Raw genomic sequence first — 15,066 nt, 5'->3', positions numbered from 1 at the left:
GGCCGCCGTCAGGCGGCCTCGATGGTCTCGAGGACACTGTTCATGACCCAAGCAACCCTGTCTCGGTGCGCCTTGCACCAGGACCCTGTGCGTGACGACATCCCCTTCTACCAGCCGACCGGCCAGGAGGTCGCGCTGTTCGAGCACGCCTACCGCCAGCGTCTGCCGCTGCTGCTGAAGGGGCCGACGGGCTGCGGCAAGACCCGTTTCGTGCGCCATATGGCGGCACGTCTCGGGCTGCCGTTGCACACCGTGGCCTGCCACGACGACCTGACCGCCTCCGATCTGACCGGACGCTATCTGTTGAAGGGCGGTGATACCGCCTGGTCCGACGGCCCCCTGACCCGGGCCGTGCGCGAAGGCGGCATCTGCTACCTCGACGAAGTGGTGGAGGCGCGCAAGGACGTGACCGTGGTGCTGCACCCGCTGACCGACGATCGCCGTCTGCTGCCGCTGGAACGTACCGGCGAGCGACTCGAAGCGCCGGACGACTTCATACTGGTGGTGTCCTACAACCCTGGCTATCAGCACATTCTCAAGACCTTGAAACCGAGCACCCGCCAGCGCTTCGTGGCGATCTCGCTGGACTTCCCCGATGCCGACACAGAGGTCGACATCGTCGCCCATGAAAGCGGCCTTTCGCGTGGGCGCTGCGAGGCCCTGGTCAACCTGGCGGCACGCCTGCGGGCGATGAAGGGCCAGGACCTGGAAGAGGGGGTGTCCACTCGCCTGCTGATCTACTGCGCCAGCCTGATCCAGGCCGGCATGCCGGTGCTCGACGCCGCCCGGGCGGCCCTGCTCGAGCCTCTCAGTGACGATCCCGACGTGCTCAAGGGCATCGAGGACGTCGTTACCGCCACCTTCGGATAGCCACCACCATGCTGGAGTTTCTCGAGGTCGAGGAGTTCGTCGGGCGTCACTGGCACCGCTGGGCGTCACGTGCCGCCAGTTATCCTGAATATCCCGAGGCGGCGGTGACCCTCGAGGAGGTGTCGCGCTCGCTGGGGGTGCTGTTTCGCGCCAGCGGCGGAGACCCCGGCGTCACCCTGGATGCGATCGGCAAGCGCGCCTCGCGCCATCGCCTGTCACTGCGTCAGCGCCTGGGCTTCGACGAGGAGGCGCTGGAGGTCTCGCGGCGTGACGACGAGCACCTGCTGCTGCCGCAGCGACTGGCGCTGCTGCCTGAGGTTGAGCTCAATCGCGATCTATATCGCTGGCTGGCCATGTCGCTGGCCGAGCGCCGTCCGGTGGCGCGCTGCGACGATCCGCTCGAACAGGATCTGGTGCGCCTGGCCGAGGCCCGGCGCTCAACCGAGGTGACGCTTGCGCGCTATCCCGGCTTCGTCCGGCGCCATGCCCGGCTGTGCCAGGCGCTGCTCTCCGTGCGTCCTCGGCGCCGCGGCCTGCCTCCGCAAGAAGCTGCGGTCGAGACACTGGTCCGGCGCCTGCTGGGCGACGACCGATCCTTCGATAGCGAGGCCCAGGCGCAAGACAGTCCCGAAGGCGACGCGCGCCAGTGGTGGTCCTGGCTGCAGGCGGCGGATGGCCAAGGGCGCCCGTCGGTGCGCGCGCCACGGGGGTATCGGCCCTTTCTGCCGGTGCCGCTGTGGGGCGAGGCGTCGACGCTTGAGTGCGTCTCGAGGTCGACCGATGAGGATGACGAGGACGAAGACGAAGAACCCGCTCCGCCTCAGGCCGCCGAGGTGGAAGGTGCCCGGCGCAAGGCCGAGCGCCGCTATCAGGATCAGGCCGAGCGAGACGACCCGCTGATGCTCAATGCCTCGGAAAAAATGCTGTCCTGGGCGGAGATGGTCAACGTCAACCGCCACCTGGATGACGAGGAGGAAGACGCCGCGCGTGAGGCGGCCGACCAGATCGACGAGATCACCTTGAGCCGCAACCGGCGACGGGCCGCCTCACGGCTGAAGATGTCGCTGGACCTGGCGCCCGACGCCGCCTGTGGCGAGTCGCTGGCCGCTGGTTCCAGCGTCGAGCACCTCTATCCTGAATGGAACTACCGCAAGAGCCGGCTGTTGCCGGCCCACTGCCGGGTGATCGCCGAACCTGCCATTGAGGAGGGCGAGCCCTGGCAGGGCGACGAGGCGGCCACTCGCCGGGTACGCCGCCAGTTCGAGGCCCTGCGGCCTCGGCGAGAGTGGCTGCGGGGCCAGGCGGACGGTGACGAGCTGGACCTGGACGCCCTGGTCCGCAGTCGCTGCGACCTGGCCGCCGGTGGTCAGGCCAGCGACCGCCTGTTCGTCGACGCCAGGCCCCAGGGGCGTGATCTGGCGGTGTCCATCCTGATCGACGTGTCGCTGTCCACCGATGCCTGGCTGGAAAGTCGCCGCGTGCTCGACGTGGCCCAGGAAGCGCTGATGGTACTGGGCCACGGCATCACCGGCTGCGGCGACGACGTCAGCATCCACAGCTTTACCTCCCAGCGTCGGCATCGGGTCTGGGTCAGGCAGTTGAAGGCCTTCGACGAGGCCGTGGGCGAGCGGGTGGAACGACGCATTTCGGCGCTGACGCCGGGGCATTACACCCGCATGGGACCGGCCATTCGCCACCTGGCCAGGGAGCTGGGCCAACACCCCAGACGACATCGGCTGCTGCTGGTGCTGACCGACGGCAAGCCCAACGACACCGACTACTACGAGGGGCGCTATGCCATCGAGGACACCCGCCACGCGGTGCGCGAGGCGGCACGAGAAGACGTGCGGGTATTCGGGGTGACCATCGATCGCGAGGCCAGTCGCTATCTTGGCCGCATCTTCGGTCGAGGGGGCTACGCCATCGTGCCGCGTCCGGAGCATCTCGCCCTGGCGCTGCCGGGCATCTATCGACAGCTGGTGGCCCAATGAACGTCATGTCTTCGTCACAGACTCGCTGGCGCCAGCGGCTGGCGCTCGCCACCGCCGGCCTTGCGGCGCTGATACTGTTCACGCCGCTGGCCTGGCTGATCCATCACCGTGACTGGGACATCGTGCTGATGGCGCTGGTGCCCCTTGCGGTCTGGCTCACCCTGCGGCTATGGCGCCGGCTCGAACGCTGAGCGCTGCGGGGCTGAGTGGTCGGTTGCTCGCCGTTGGCCGTCAGTCGCTAGCAGCTCAGCGCACCAGGTCGTTGATGCCGGTGATCTCGTAGCAGAAACGGGCGCTGCCGGTGCGGTAAGTGTCGACGCGATAGACGCGCTGGCCAAGGGCCACGGCGGGGGATGAGAAGTTCAGCGCACTCTCGGTGCAGTCGCCGTAGCCCCAGCGGATCTGGTAGTGATCATCGCCCGCTCGATCCAGCACGAAGGGGTAGGTCACCAGTTCCTCTTCCGCGCGGTCGCGGGCGAAGCCGTAGACCTGAGTCGAGGTCAGGTCGCCTCGGTCGTTGACCACCGCCACCAGGCGAATGGTCTCGCCGGGGTCTTCCTCGAAGGTCATGTCGATTTCCACGGCCTTGTTCATCTGGGCTCCTGTGCCTGTCGTTCGTTGTGTCGTTCAGTGTGTCGATCAGTGGTGTTATTCGTTGTGGTGCTGTGGATCGAGACCGGGATGGTGGTCGCACCGGAGGTCGCACCAGGAGCCTCGATCCAGCGAGGCAGCAGTCCAGCAGCCGCCAGCCCAAGCCCCATCGCCCCGACCAGTACCAAGAGTCCCCCTCGCCAGGAGGCAGGGGCAATACGCAGGTTGAGGTAGATGGAGAGAATCTGTTGCGCCTTGACCAGGCTGGCGATGAGCACCAGCGCCAGGGCCCAGAGTGCCAGCGGGCCGCGATGCAGTGCGCCGCTGGCCATGGCGATGAGGGTCATGCCCATCAACAGGGCCCAGGTGCGCCACAGGCGTCTGCGCTGAGTATCCGTGTCATGCATTGTCGTCACCGCACCAGATAGAGCAGGGGATACAGCAGTACCCAGATCAGATCGACCATGTGCCAGAAGGCGCAGACGGTTTCCACGGTGTCCGCTCGAGGGCGCCATATCGCGACGCCCAGCAGGCACAGGCCAAAGATGACGTGGGCGGCGTGAAAGCCGGTCAGGCCGATGTAGAAGGTGAAGAAGTTGCCGCTGTCCGGCAGTGGGCCGGTGAAGAACTCGAGGTGATACTCGACGGCCTTGATCAGACAGAAGGCCATGCCCAGCACCGCGGCCAGCGCCAGCCACTGGCGTATCCGGCGCTCGCGCAGGGCGTGGGGTGGACACTGGGACTGGGTGACCGCCATCGCCGCGGCAAGGCCACTGGTCAGCAGCACCAGGGTATTGAGGCCGCCAAGCAGCGGCTCGAGATAGCGTTGCCCGGCGAGAAAGCCCACGGGGTCGAGTACCCGCTGCCAGGCAAAGACGCCAAAGAAGGCGGCAAACACCAGCAGCTCACTGATGATCAGCACCCACATCAACGGGTTGCCCGGCAGGCCCGACAGCGGCCCCCAGCCAGGATTGGGCAAGCCAGAGCCCGGTAAGCCAGACCCCGGTAAGCCAGACCCCGGTAAGCCAGAGCCCGGTAAGTCAGAGCCTGGAACGCCAGAACCCGGCATGCCAGAGGCGCCGTGATCGAGGTTCACCGGTCGGCGTCCGTAAAGCGCACGCGGCAGCCACCCAGCAGTGGGGACAGGGGGCGCGGGACGGGCAGGTGGTGCAACAGCTGGCGGATGCCCAGGGCGCAGCGTCCCACCATCCAGATGAGCGCCAGGGTGAACCCCAGATAGCCGTAGGCCCAGCCGGTGAGCCCCGGCAGGTCGATGTGTCCGATCAGCCCCCACAGGCCAAGGCCGATCGCCCCGGCCAGCACGCCGTACCAGAAGGTCGCAAGCTGAAAGCGCAGGTGGCTCACCAGTACCGCATCGGTGGGTCTTCTGATGGCCAGCCAAAGATGAGCGACAAGCGCACTGAGCGGGGCGGTCACCACCGCCATGACGCTGCCCAGCATCAGGGCGTAGAGCAGCAGCACCTTGCGCTGCCCGGAAGGCGTCGTGACGACGGTTGTCTGTTGTGATTGCGTCTGGCGAGTTTCCAGCGAAGCAGGGTGCATGGCGTTCTCCCGCGGCCTACAGGCCGATGCGATGGGCCCGATCGGTGAAGAAGATGCCACTGGGCGACTCGGCCTCCAGGGTCGCCAGGCGCTCGAAGGTGTCGGTGTCGTAGACCACCACCTGGTCGGAGTCCCGCGCCGAGATCCAGACCTCCTCGCCGCGCGGGCTGAACTCCATGTGCAGTACCGCCTGGCCGGGGGTCAGGGTGCGGATGATCTCGCCGCTTTCACTGTCGATGACCTGGACCACATTGTTGTCGGGGTGGGCGAAGTTGACCCACAGCTGGCGCTGGTCCGGCCGGCTCATCACGAACACCGGCTGCCCGTGCACCGCAATTCGTCGCTCCAGGCGCCAGTCGTCGAGGTTCGCCATCAGCACCTCGTGGCGACCCACCGCCGGCCACCAGGCGTGGTCGTTGGCGATGGTCCAGCCCTCCAGGTGGGGCATCTTGTACACCGGCAGCTTATCGTCGCCCTGGCGATAGCCGGACAGGACCGGCTCGACGCCTTTCTCCGGGTGCCACAGATCCAGGCGCGCCAGGTGGTCCTCGCCGAACAGGCCGGCCACGTAGAAGCGCCCGATGGGATCGATCAGGGCGTCGTAGGGCTTCTCGCCGATATCGGAAAAGCGGGTGATAGGAGGAAGCTCATTCGAGCCCTGTTCGTCCGCGATGAGCGACGAGGCGTCGAGCACCTGGATCTCGTTGGCGTCCCACAGGCTGTAGACGAAGCGGTTGCCTGGGGCGTCGACCAGACCGACCACCTTGGACAGCGCCTGACTGCCGTCATCTTGGGTGTAGCGCGCCGGTACCTCGGCCAACAGCTCAAGGCTGTCGGCGTCGAACAGCTTCACGCCGCCCGGCTCGTAGTTGGCCACCGCAATGATGCGGCCGTCCTGGGAGATGGCCCCGCCGATGCTGTTGCCGGACTGCAGCACTCTCTTGTCGATGGTGGCGCACACCAGATCCACCTTGGTCAGACCGCCGTCGCGGCCGAACACGTAGGCGAAGCGCTCGTCGCTGGAGAACTTCACCGAAGCGTGGGACAGATCGCCCAGTCCCTCGACACGAGTGATCACGCGATGCTGGCGGCGGTCGACCAGGGCCAGGCGTCCATCGGCGCGTTCGACCACGACCCCGAGTCCGCCGGTGGCGAGGTTGGCACAGCTGGCCTCCGGCGTGCCGGCGTCGGTGCTGTGGGCAACGGCGGCTGAGCCGTGCGGGCTCTGGCCCCAGGCGATCAGGCCGCAGGCCAGTGCCAGGCCAAGCACGAAGCCCGGGGCGTGAAAGCGCCGAAGACCCTTGGCGGCGGGGGGATGGGGCAATGCAGAACGGTGCCTCATGGGAGCTCCTGAGCGTCGGTGTGCTTGAGCGTCTCGGCGATCCAGCGGGCCTCTTCGGCGCTCAGCAGATCGCGCCAGGGCGGCATGGCGGTGCCGGGCAGGCCTTCGAGGATGATGGTGGTCAGAGTGTCGACGTCGTAGACCGCCAGACGCTCCTGGGTGAGAGCAGGGCCCAGTCCCCCCTTGAGGGTCATGCCGTGACAGGAACCGCAGTCCTGAAGGAGCAGGTTGCCGAGCGCCTCCGGGTCCACTGCTGCGCCGTTGGTATCTGTCGCAGCGCTGGTCTTGTGTGTCGACGAGGCGCTGGTCTTGTGTGTCGCCGAGGCGCTGGGCGCGGGCGTCGCCGATGTATCGGCAGCCCATGCTCCCATCAGCAGAAGGCAGGCGAGGGCGGCACGCCATCGTGGCGCAAGCACTGAGCACGCATGGCACCTGAAAGGGTGCTGGGAAATAGGTGTTGCCATCGACAAGTGTCCCCCGGCGAAGGTCCCTGTAGGACCCGACAGTTTCCTTGATTCATCGAAAATATTTATTGATATGGGTCGTCGTTTTATCCCGAAGGTATTGGTGTGTCTTGAAGTGGCAAGCAGTAGTCGAGTTTCGTCCTGCTGTCGATAGCGGCTGGAGCCATTGGATGATGCGCGTCAACGTCTTGATCAAAAAGTACTGAAATGCTCCTTTCGAGGTAGCTCCGAAAGTCTTATTTGGTCATTAAGCTTAAGAAATTAAAGGGGAAAAATTTCTGCTGGTGCGCGGAGGAGTGATTGTTGATAGGGGTCAAGAGTCGGCAAGAGACCCAGTGAAATCGTCGGGAATGCGCGCTTCCATGGTAGGCAGGGCAAACGCGAAGAGAGCGGGCGTCTTCGCGGCCTTCATCTGGAAGGAAAATGTGTCGCTTATCCAGGGAAGGGATTGCCGTACCAAGGGAAATAACTCGCTCAAGAGAAAGCGGAAAACCTGGCGACATTTTCATCTTGTGGCACGACATTGGCGACAGGATGAAAGACACGTGGATCATGACTCGAGGTGAAAAGATGACCAGAAGCGTCACGACTCTCAAGCCCCTTGCCGCAGCGATAGCCATCGTGATTGCAGGCCTGGGAAGCGCCCATGGCGCCGAGAAGAACCTGTCTCCGGAAGAGGCGGCCTACCAGAGCAATCCGTCCGGCGTCGACCCGGCGGCGGTGATGATGCCCGATGAAGAGGGCGCCCCTGCGATGACGCGGGAAGAGTTCGATCACGCCAAGGAGATCTATTTCGAACGCTGTGCCGGCTGTCATGGCGTGCTGCGCAAGGGGGCCACCGGCAAGCCGCTGACCACCGACATCACCCGTGAACGCGGCATGGACTATCTCAAGACCTTCATCACCTACGGCTCACCGGCGGGCATGCCCAACTGGGGTACCTCCGGCCAGCTGACCGATGACGAGATCGAGATGATGGCGAACTACGTCATGCATGAGCCACCGGTACCCCCGGAGTTCGGCCTTGCCGACATGAAGGACAGCTGGACCGTGTTCGTGGCGCCGGAAGATCGCCCCACCGAGCAGATGAACGACCTGAACCTGGAGAACCTGTTCTCGGTGACCCTGCGTGACGCCGGCCAGATCGCCCTGATCGACGGCGACAGCAAGGAGATCGTCAAGGTCATCGATACCGGTTACGCGGTGCACATCTCGCGGATGTCAGCTTCCGGGCGCTACCTGTTCGTCATCGGTCGCGACGCCAAGGTCGACATGATCGACCTGTGGATGGAAGAGCCGACCACCGTGGCCGAGATCAAGGTGGGTCTCGAGGCGCGTTCGGTGGAGACCTCCAAGTTCGAGGGCTACGAGGACACCTACGCGGTCGCCGGCACCTACTGGCCGCCGCAGTTCGTGATCATGGACGGCGAGACCCTGGAGCCGAAGAAGATCGTCAGCACCCGCGGCATGACGGTGGGCACCCAGGAGTACCATCCGGAGCCCCGTGTGGCGGCCATCGTGGCGTCCCATCAGCACCCGGAGTTCATCGTCAACGTCAAGGAAACCGGCAAGGTCCGTCTGGTCAACTACGAGAACCTGGACGCCCTGTCCAGCGTCGAGATCGACACCTCCCGCTTCCTGCACGACGGTGGCTGGGACAGCAGCGGTCGCTACTTCATGACTGCCGCCAACCAGTCCAACCAGATCGTCGTCATCGATGCCAAGGAGCGTGAGCTCGAGGCGATCATCGACGTGGGCAAGACCCCGCACCCGGGGCGTGGCGCCAACTTCGTCGACCCCGAGTTCGGGCCGGTGTGGGCCACCAGCCATCTGGGCGACAACACCATCTCGCTGATCGGTACCGACCCGGAAGGTCATCCGGACCAGGCCTGGACGGTGGTGCGCACCCTGGAAGGTCAGGGTGGCGGCTCGCTGTTCATCAAGACCCACCCCGAGTCCGAGCACCTCTACGTGGACACCGCGCTGAATCCCGACGAGGCCATCAGCCAGAGCGTTGCCGTGTATGACGTCAACGACCTGGAAGAGGGCTTCCAGGTGCTGCCGATCGCCGACTGGGCGGATCTTGGCGAAGGACCCAAGCGGGTGGTGCAGCCGGAGTACAACCGTGCCGGCGACGAGGTCTGGTTCTCGGTGTGGAACACCGCCGATCAGTCTTCCGCGCTGGTGGTGGTCGACGACGAGACGCTGCAGCTGGAAGCGGTGATCAAGGACGAGCGACTGGTCACGCCGACCGGCAAGTTCAACGTCTACAACACCCAGCACGACGTCTACTGACGTCCTCGCGGGCCGCTCGCACGGGCGGCCCGCCCCAATTTTTCGCTTTTCGGGAGATGGCCATGGCAACCGACAAGGTGGTCGACGACCTGGACCGCATCGACCGGCGACTGATCGATCGCTATCAGCGATCGCTGCCGTTGGTCGAGCGTCCCTTTGCGGCCATGGCCGAAGAGCTCGGACTGGATGAGCAGGCGTTGATCGAGCGCCTGCAGCGTCTGTGTGACCTGGGCGTGGTGGGCCGTGTCGGCGCGGTGTTCGATCACCGCCAGGCCGGCGCCAGCGAGCTGGTGGCGGTGGCCGTGCCGGACCATCGCCGGGAGGCGGTGGCACAGATCATCAACGCCTGCCCCGGGGTCAACCACAACTACTGGCGCGAGCACCGCTACAACCTGTGGTTCGTGGTGACGGCGCCGGACAGCACCAGCCTGGAACTGCGCCTGACGCGGCTGGAGGCCGAACTGGCCACCCCGTTGCTGCGCCTGCCCATGGTCCAGAGCTATCACATCGACCTGGCCTTCGCCCTGCCCTGGGCGGAGCTGGAGGAAGCATGATCGAGGCCGTCACGTCCACCGCTGAGCGCCGTCCGGCAGGCCCGCTGCAGGCTCAGGATCGCCGCCTGATCAGACTCAGGGCCTGTCTCGAAGAAGGGCTGCCGCTGGTGCCTGAGCCGTTCAAGGTGCTGGCCGAGCAGACCGGCCTGAGCGTCGAGGAGGTCCGCACCTGGATCGGGCACTGGCAGCACAGCGGTTTCATCAAACGCTTCGGCCTGGTGGTCCGCCATCGCCGCCTGGGCCTCGCCGCCAACGCCATGGTGGTGTGGAACCTGCCCGATGATCGCGTCGACGAGGTAGGCCGGCGTCTGGCCGCTGAGCCCGAGGTCACCCTGTGCTACCAGCGGGTGCGTCGCCTCGGCTGGCCCTACAACCTGTTCTGCATGATCCACGGCGTCCGGCGAGTGCGTGTCGAGGCCCAGATCCGTGCGCTGATCCAGCGCCATGGCCTCGAAGACGTCGACCACCAGGTGCTGTTCAGCCGCCAGGCCTATCGCCAGCGCGGCGGACGCTACACGCCCGAGGAACCATGACACCCCCGGAGGAGCCATGAGCTCAGAAACACCGTCCCGGGGTTTCCCCGGCGACCCCGACCGCCATCCACACGACGCTGCCACCGCTCGCCATGACGCGGTGGCTGCGCTGTCTGAGGTAGAGCGTCGGATCATCAACCGCCTGCAGTTGGGTGTGCCCTTGACCCCGGACCCCTACGGCGACCTGGCCTTGGAGCTGGGGCTCGGGGTGCGCGAGTTGCTCGACACCCTGTCGTCGCTGCTTGATCGAGGGATCCTCAGTCGCTTTGGCCCGATGTTCCAGGCCGAGCGTCTCGGCGGTGCCCTGACGCTGGCCGCCCTGGCGGTGCCGGAAGCCGACTTCGAGCGCGTCGCCGAGGTCGTCAACGCCTTCCCCGAGGTGGCCCACAACTATCGCCGCGAGCACCACTACAACATGTGGTTCGTCATCGCCTGTGATCGCCCCGGCCGCGTCGCCTCGGTGATCGAGGCCATCACCGAGGTCACCGGGCTCGAGGTTATCAACCTGCCCAAGGAGGAGGAGTTCCATGTCCATCTCCACCTGCCCGTCTAGGGACCGCAACGATGTCTCTGTGCTGGACGACGGCGACCGCGCCCTGATCGAGGCCACCCAGGCGGGGCTGCCGCTGGTGGCCGACCCCTGGGCGGCGGTGGGCGCGGCCATCGGCATGAGCGGCGAGGAGGTGCTGGCACGCTTTCAGCGCCTGCGCCTGACCGGCGTCGTGCGCCGCGTCGCCGCGGTACCCAACCACTATCGCCTGGGCTACCTGGCCAACGGCATGACCGTGTGGGACGTCGATGATCAGCGCATCGATGAACTCGGCCGGCAGCTGGCCGACTGGCCGGGCGTCAGTCACTGCTACCGGCGGCCCCGCCGCTTGCCGGACTGGCCCTACAACCTGTTCGTGATGCTGCACGGCCACCACCGTGACGAAGTCGAGGCCCAGGCCGAGCGGCTGCGTGAATGGCTGGGCGACGCCTGCCGCGACCACCGTATTCTCTACAGCAGCCGCATCCTCAAGAAGACCGGGCTACGGCTCGCCACCGCCAAGGGAGCCTCGCCATGTTCCGAGTGACCCGCTACATCGACAGCCTGCTCGAGCCGACGCCACTGGCGCCTGCCCGCACCCCGCCAGGCCCGGTGGTGATCTGGAATCTGATTCGCCGCTGCAACCTGACCTGTCGGCACTGCTACACGGTGTCGGCCGACGTCGACTTTGCCGGTGAGCTGTCCACCGAGGAGGCGATGAAGGTGCTCGAGGACCTCAAGGCCTTCCGGGTGCCGGCGCTGATCTTGTCCGGTGGCGAGCCGCTGATGCGCCCCGACATCTTCGAACTGTCGCACCGGGCCAAGGAACTCGGGCTGTACACCGGGCTTTCCACCAACGGCACCCTGATCACCGAGGACAAGATCGAAGCCATCGCCGATGCCGGTTACGACTACGTCGGCATCAGCATCGACGGCCTCGAGGAGACCCATGACCAGATCCGCCAGCGTCGTGGCGCCTTTCGCGAGTCCATGGCCGCAGTCCGGCTGTGCAAGGAGCGGGGCATCAAGGTAGGGCTGCGGTTCACCCTGACCCGGGACAACTACGCCCAGTTCGACGACATCCTGGCGCTGACCGCCGAGCACGACGTCGACAAGTTCTACCTGTCACACCTCAACTATGGCGGACGCGGTCATCGTCACCGTAAGCACGACGCCTGGCACGAAATGACCCGCGACGCCATGACCCGACTGTTCGACCGCTGTCGCGCCGAACTCGAGGCGGGTATCCGGCGCGAGTACGTCACCGGCAACAACGACGCCGACGGCCCCTTCCTGCTGCACTGGGCCAGGCGCCACTTCCCCGAGCGGGTCGCCGATCTCGAGGCGCGTCTGCTCGCCTGGGGCGGCAACGCCAGCGGCGAGTACATCGCCAATATCGACAACCTGGGCAATGTCCACCCGGACTCCTTCTGGTGGGACCACCACCTCGGCAATGTGCGTGAGCGGCCCTTCTCGGAGATCTGGTGCGAGGCCGACGACGACCTGATGCGAGGGTTTCGCAGTCGTCCGCGGCCGCTCAAGGGACGCTGCGGCGCCTGTCGCTACCTGCCGATCTGCAACGGCAATACCCGGGTGCGCGCCTTCAAGACCCTGGGCGATCCCTGGGCCGAGGACCCGGGCTGCTACCTCGACGATGACGAGATCGGCCTGACCGATGCCGTCTCGCCCAAGATGATTCTGACGACCGGTTGAACGGGAGATCACCATGTCCTTGCAAGCCCTCTACGACCAGCTCGGCGAAGCGCCGCTCGCCTCCGGCGAAGTGGCCATCGTCGGCGCCGGCCCCGGTGACCCCGGCCTTCTGACCCTGCGCGCGCTGTACCTGCTCAGCCAGGCGGACTGCCTGGTCTATGATCGCCTGGTGTCACCGGAGGTGCTCGCGCTGGCGCCCAAGGCGGCCCAGCGCTTCTACGTGGGCAAGGCGGCGCGCTGCCACGCCCTGACCCAGGAGGAAACCAACCAGTTGCTGGTACGCCTGGCGGTGACCGGCAAGCGGGTGGTGCGCCTCAAAGGCGGCGACCCCTTCATCTTCGGGCGCGGCGGCGAAGAGGCCGAGATGCTGGTGGACAACCAGGTGCCCTTTCGCGTGGTGCCGGGAATCACCTCGGCCCAGGGCTGCAGCGCCTACGCCGGCTTTCCGCTGACCCATCGCGACCACGCCCAAGGGGTGACCTTCGTCACCGGCCACGCCCGCGCCGACGGCAGCCTCGATCTCGACTGGCGCTCGCTGGCCAGTCGCCGTCACACCCTGGTGTTCTACATGGGGCTGACCAACGCCGAGCTGATTCGCCGCGAACTGCTCGCCAACGGCCTGCCCGCCGACCAGCCGGTGGCGCTGATCGAACGCGGCACCACCCGGGAACAGCGCCGGGTGATCACCCGGCTGGGCCAGTTGCCGGAGACCATCCAGGCCGAGGGGCTCAAGCCGCCGACGCTGATCGTGGTGGGCGAGGTGGTGTCCCTGGCCGGGCGACTCGATATGGACGCGGTGGCGGAGGCGGTGGCATGAACACGGCAAGACTGCTGGGCGCGGCCCTGATCGGGCTGATGCCAGTCCTGATGCCAGCCTTGATACCAGAGCTGGCTGGGGCTCAGGAGGAGGCGATAGCGGCAAATTCGGCAGCGCCGCAGCTCTACCAGGATCACTGCGCCAGCTGCCACGGCGCCGATCGTCTGGGCGCCATGGGGCCGGCGCTGCTGCCCCAGAACCTCGGGCGTATCAAGCCCGAAGAGGTTCGTCGGGTGATTGCCGATGGCCGCCCCGCGACCCAGATGCCCGGCTTCACCGACACGCTTGCCGAGGCCCAGGTCGATGCGCTGAGTGACTGGGTGCTGAGTGACCCGCCGGTGACCCCCGACTGGACGCTCGACGATATCCGCGCAAGCCAGGTGGTGTCGCATCCTCCGGTCGCTGGTGAAGACCCTCTTGGCGACACGCCCGAGTTCGACGCCGATCCGCAGAATCTGTTCGTGGTGGTAGAGACCGGCGATCACCACGCCAGCGTGCTCGACGGCGACACCTTCGAGCGCCTGGCGCGCTTCCCCACTCGCTTTGCCCTGCACGGCGGGCCCAAGTACAGCCCGGATGGCCGCTACGTCTATTTTGGCTCCCGCGACGGTTGGATCACCAAGTTCGATCTCTATCACTTCGCCGTGGTGGCCGAGGTCCGCGCCGGCATCAATATGCGCAATATCGCGGTGTCCGCCGATGGCCGCTACGTGATGGCCGCCAACACCCTGCCGGGCAACCTGGTGCTGTTCGACGCCCACCGGCTCGATCCCATGCGGGTCTATCCCGCCGCCGACGCCGAAGGCAACGGCTCCCGGGTCAGCGCCGTCTACGCCGCGCCGCCGCGCTCGAGCTTTATCGCCGCGCTCAAGGACGTCAAGGAGCTGTGGGAGATCCCCTGGCCGGTGACGCCTGAAGCGGTGGTGGCCACGGGGCATATGGACGAGCCGCTGGATCCCGCGCGCAAGGCTCTGGAGGCCAGGGGCGAGAGCTTCGAGGTCCGGCGTCTGCCGGTGCCGGACTACCTCGACGACTTCTTCTTCGACCCCGAGTACCGCCGCGTCATCGGCGCCTCCCGCGGTGGCGATGGGGCCATGGTCATCGACCTGGACAGCGGCGACAAACTGGCCGACCTGCCGTTGTCGGGCATGCCCCATCTGGGTTCCGGCATCACCTGGGAGACCGGCGGACGTCGGGTGATGGCGATTCCCCACCTGGCCAAGCCCGAAGTCTCGATCATCGACATGGACGACTATTCGCTGATCAAGACGCTGCATACCGACGGCCCGGGCTTCTTCATGCGCAGCCACGAAAACTCCCGCTACGCCTGGACCGACGTGTTCTTCGGGCCCAACCGTGATCGTGTCCACGTGATCGACAAGGACAGCCTCGAGATCGTGCGCACCCTGATCCCGGAGCCGGGCAAGACGTCTGCCCACGTGGAGTTCGACCGTGACGGCGAGACCCTGCTGCTGAGCCTGTGGGAGCGCGACGGCGCGGTGATCGCCTACGACGCCGATAGCCTCGAGGAGATCACCCGGGTACCGATGGACAAGCCGTCAGGCAAGTACAACGTGTGGAACAAGACCCACTATGAAGAAGGCACCTCGCACTAGAGGCCTATGTGAAAAGTGCCTGCGCTCGGCGTCTTTACGGACAACGCCCAAGGGCGTGGCGCTGTCCTGATACAAGGCGTGCTTGTGGTGGAGATCAGTGCGTCTTGCCCGGAGGGGGCGTGCCAGCGGGTACGCTCCTCCCGGGCCTCTTTTCGATGGGGGCTGCCATCGAACTTCAATCCATCGTT

Annotated in this window: 17 protein-coding genes; 11 read left to right on the top strand and 6 right to left on the bottom strand. The window is 66.2% G+C overall.

Translation table 11 applies throughout. The features are described from left to right. Positions 1-42: 42 nt before the first annotated feature. From NFG58_RS19940 to NFG58_RS19930, 3 genes are read left to right on the top strand one after another with little or no spacing between them, the layout of a single operon-like run. On the top strand, positions 43-870 hold the full coding sequence (locus NFG58_RS19940; RefSeq protein WP_348827219.1) for a CbbQ/NirQ/NorQ/GpvN family protein: 828 nt from the start codon (positions 43-45) through the stop codon (positions 868-870). 8 nt (positions 871-878) lie between these two features. Next, positions 879-2,861 (top strand): VWA domain-containing protein, encoded by a 1,983-nt coding sequence (locus NFG58_RS19935; RefSeq protein WP_348827218.1) that lies wholly within the window; start codon positions 879-881, stop codon positions 2,859-2,861. Positions 2,862-2,866: 5 nt separating this feature from the next. Beyond that, positions 2,867-3,052: a hypothetical protein gene (locus NFG58_RS19930; RefSeq protein WP_348827217.1), complete on the top strand. Its 186-nt coding sequence runs from the start codon at positions 2,867-2,869 to the stop codon at positions 3,050-3,052. Positions 3,053-3,107: 55 nt separating this feature from the next. On the opposite strand, the gene NFG58_RS19925 is transcribed toward NFG58_RS19930, so the two are convergent. The 6 genes from NFG58_RS19925 to NFG58_RS19900 form a co-directional block, all read right to left on the bottom strand. Then, on the bottom strand, positions 3,108-3,455 hold the full coding sequence (locus NFG58_RS19925; RefSeq protein WP_108132124.1) for a hypothetical protein: 348 nt from the start codon (positions 3,453-3,455) through the stop codon (positions 3,108-3,110). Beyond that, positions 3,452-3,859, bottom strand: coding sequence for a hypothetical protein (locus tag NFG58_RS19920; RefSeq protein ID WP_348827216.1), 408 nt, complete (start codon positions 3,857-3,859; stop codon positions 3,452-3,454). The genes NFG58_RS19925 and NFG58_RS19920 overlap by 4 nt, the downstream gene beginning before the upstream one ends. Before the next feature lie 5 nt (positions 3,860-3,864). Continuing rightward, complete coding sequence (locus NFG58_RS19915; RefSeq protein WP_348827215.1) at positions 3,865-4,431, bottom strand: cytochrome c oxidase subunit 3; 567 nt, start codon at positions 4,429-4,431, stop codon at positions 3,865-3,867. A gap of 113 nt (positions 4,432-4,544) precedes the next feature. Then, positions 4,545-5,015: a hypothetical protein gene (locus NFG58_RS19910; RefSeq protein WP_348827214.1), complete on the bottom strand. Its 471-nt coding sequence runs from the start codon at positions 5,013-5,015 to the stop codon at positions 4,545-4,547. 16 nt (positions 5,016-5,031) lie between these two features. Then, on the bottom strand, positions 5,032-6,357 hold the full coding sequence (locus NFG58_RS19905; protein ID WP_348827213.1) for a cytochrome D1 domain-containing protein: 1,326 nt from the start codon (positions 6,355-6,357) through the stop codon (positions 5,032-5,034). Beyond that, positions 6,354-6,728 carry a cytochrome c gene (locus NFG58_RS19900; RefSeq protein WP_348827212.1) on the bottom strand — a complete coding sequence of 125 codons (375 nt, stop codon included), beginning with the start codon at positions 6,726-6,728 and terminating at the stop codon, positions 6,354-6,356. The genes NFG58_RS19905 and NFG58_RS19900 overlap by 4 nt, the downstream gene beginning before the upstream one ends. Before the next feature lie 663 nt (positions 6,729-7,391). Here NFG58_RS19900 and NFG58_RS19895 point away from each other — a divergent pair. The 8 genes from NFG58_RS19895 to NFG58_RS19860 all read left to right on the top strand — a co-directional run bounded on the left by NFG58_RS19895 (position 7,392) and on the right by NFG58_RS19860 (position 14,878). Continuing rightward, the gene (locus NFG58_RS19895) at positions 7,392-9,116 is read left to right on the top strand and encodes a nitrite reductase (protein ID WP_083970485.1); all 1,725 of its coding nucleotides are present in this window, start codon (positions 7,392-7,394) and stop codon (positions 9,114-9,116) included. Between the two features lie 62 nt (positions 9,117-9,178). Continuing rightward, positions 9,179-9,670, top strand: a complete 492-nt coding sequence (locus NFG58_RS19890) for an Lrp/AsnC family transcriptional regulator (RefSeq protein ID WP_045993516.1) — start codon at positions 9,179-9,181, stop codon at positions 9,668-9,670. After that, the gene (locus tag NFG58_RS19885) at positions 9,667-10,203 is read left to right on the top strand and encodes an AsnC family protein (protein WP_348827211.1); all 537 of its coding nucleotides are present in this window, start codon (positions 9,667-9,669) and stop codon (positions 10,201-10,203) included. The genes NFG58_RS19890 and NFG58_RS19885 overlap by 4 nt, the downstream gene beginning before the upstream one ends. 16 nt (positions 10,204-10,219) lie before the next feature. Next, on the top strand, positions 10,220-10,756 hold the full coding sequence (locus tag NFG58_RS19880; protein WP_348827210.1) for an Lrp/AsnC family transcriptional regulator: 537 nt from the start codon (positions 10,220-10,222) through the stop codon (positions 10,754-10,756). Further along, positions 10,731-11,279 carry an AsnC family transcriptional regulator gene (locus NFG58_RS19875; RefSeq protein WP_222568726.1) on the top strand — a complete coding sequence of 183 codons (549 nt, stop codon included), beginning with the start codon at positions 10,731-10,733 and terminating at the stop codon, positions 11,277-11,279. The genes NFG58_RS19880 and NFG58_RS19875 overlap by 26 nt, the downstream gene beginning before the upstream one ends. Further along, on the top strand, positions 11,267-12,445 hold the full coding sequence (gene nirJ / locus NFG58_RS19870) for a heme d1 biosynthesis radical SAM protein NirJ (protein WP_348827209.1): 1,179 nt from the start codon (positions 11,267-11,269) through the stop codon (positions 12,443-12,445). Before NFG58_RS19875 ends, nirJ begins: the two co-directional genes overlap by 13 nt. A gap of 13 nt (positions 12,446-12,458) precedes the next feature. Then, on the top strand, positions 12,459-13,262 hold the full coding sequence (cobA, locus tag NFG58_RS19865; protein ID WP_108132132.1) for a uroporphyrinogen-III C-methyltransferase: 804 nt from the start codon (positions 12,459-12,461) through the stop codon (positions 13,260-13,262). Further along, positions 13,259-14,878: a cytochrome D1 domain-containing protein gene (locus tag NFG58_RS19860; protein ID WP_348827208.1), complete on the top strand. Its 1,620-nt coding sequence runs from the start codon at positions 13,259-13,261 to the stop codon at positions 14,876-14,878. The genes cobA and NFG58_RS19860 overlap by 4 nt, the downstream gene beginning before the upstream one ends. Positions 14,879-15,066: the final 188 nt, after the last annotated feature.

Source organism: Halomonas sp. RT37 (assembly GCF_040070525.1).
GTDB classification, from domain to species: domain Bacteria; phylum Pseudomonadota; class Gammaproteobacteria; order Pseudomonadales; family Halomonadaceae; genus Halomonas; species Halomonas litopenaei.
This window is presented reverse-complemented; position numbering and strand designations above follow the sequence as displayed.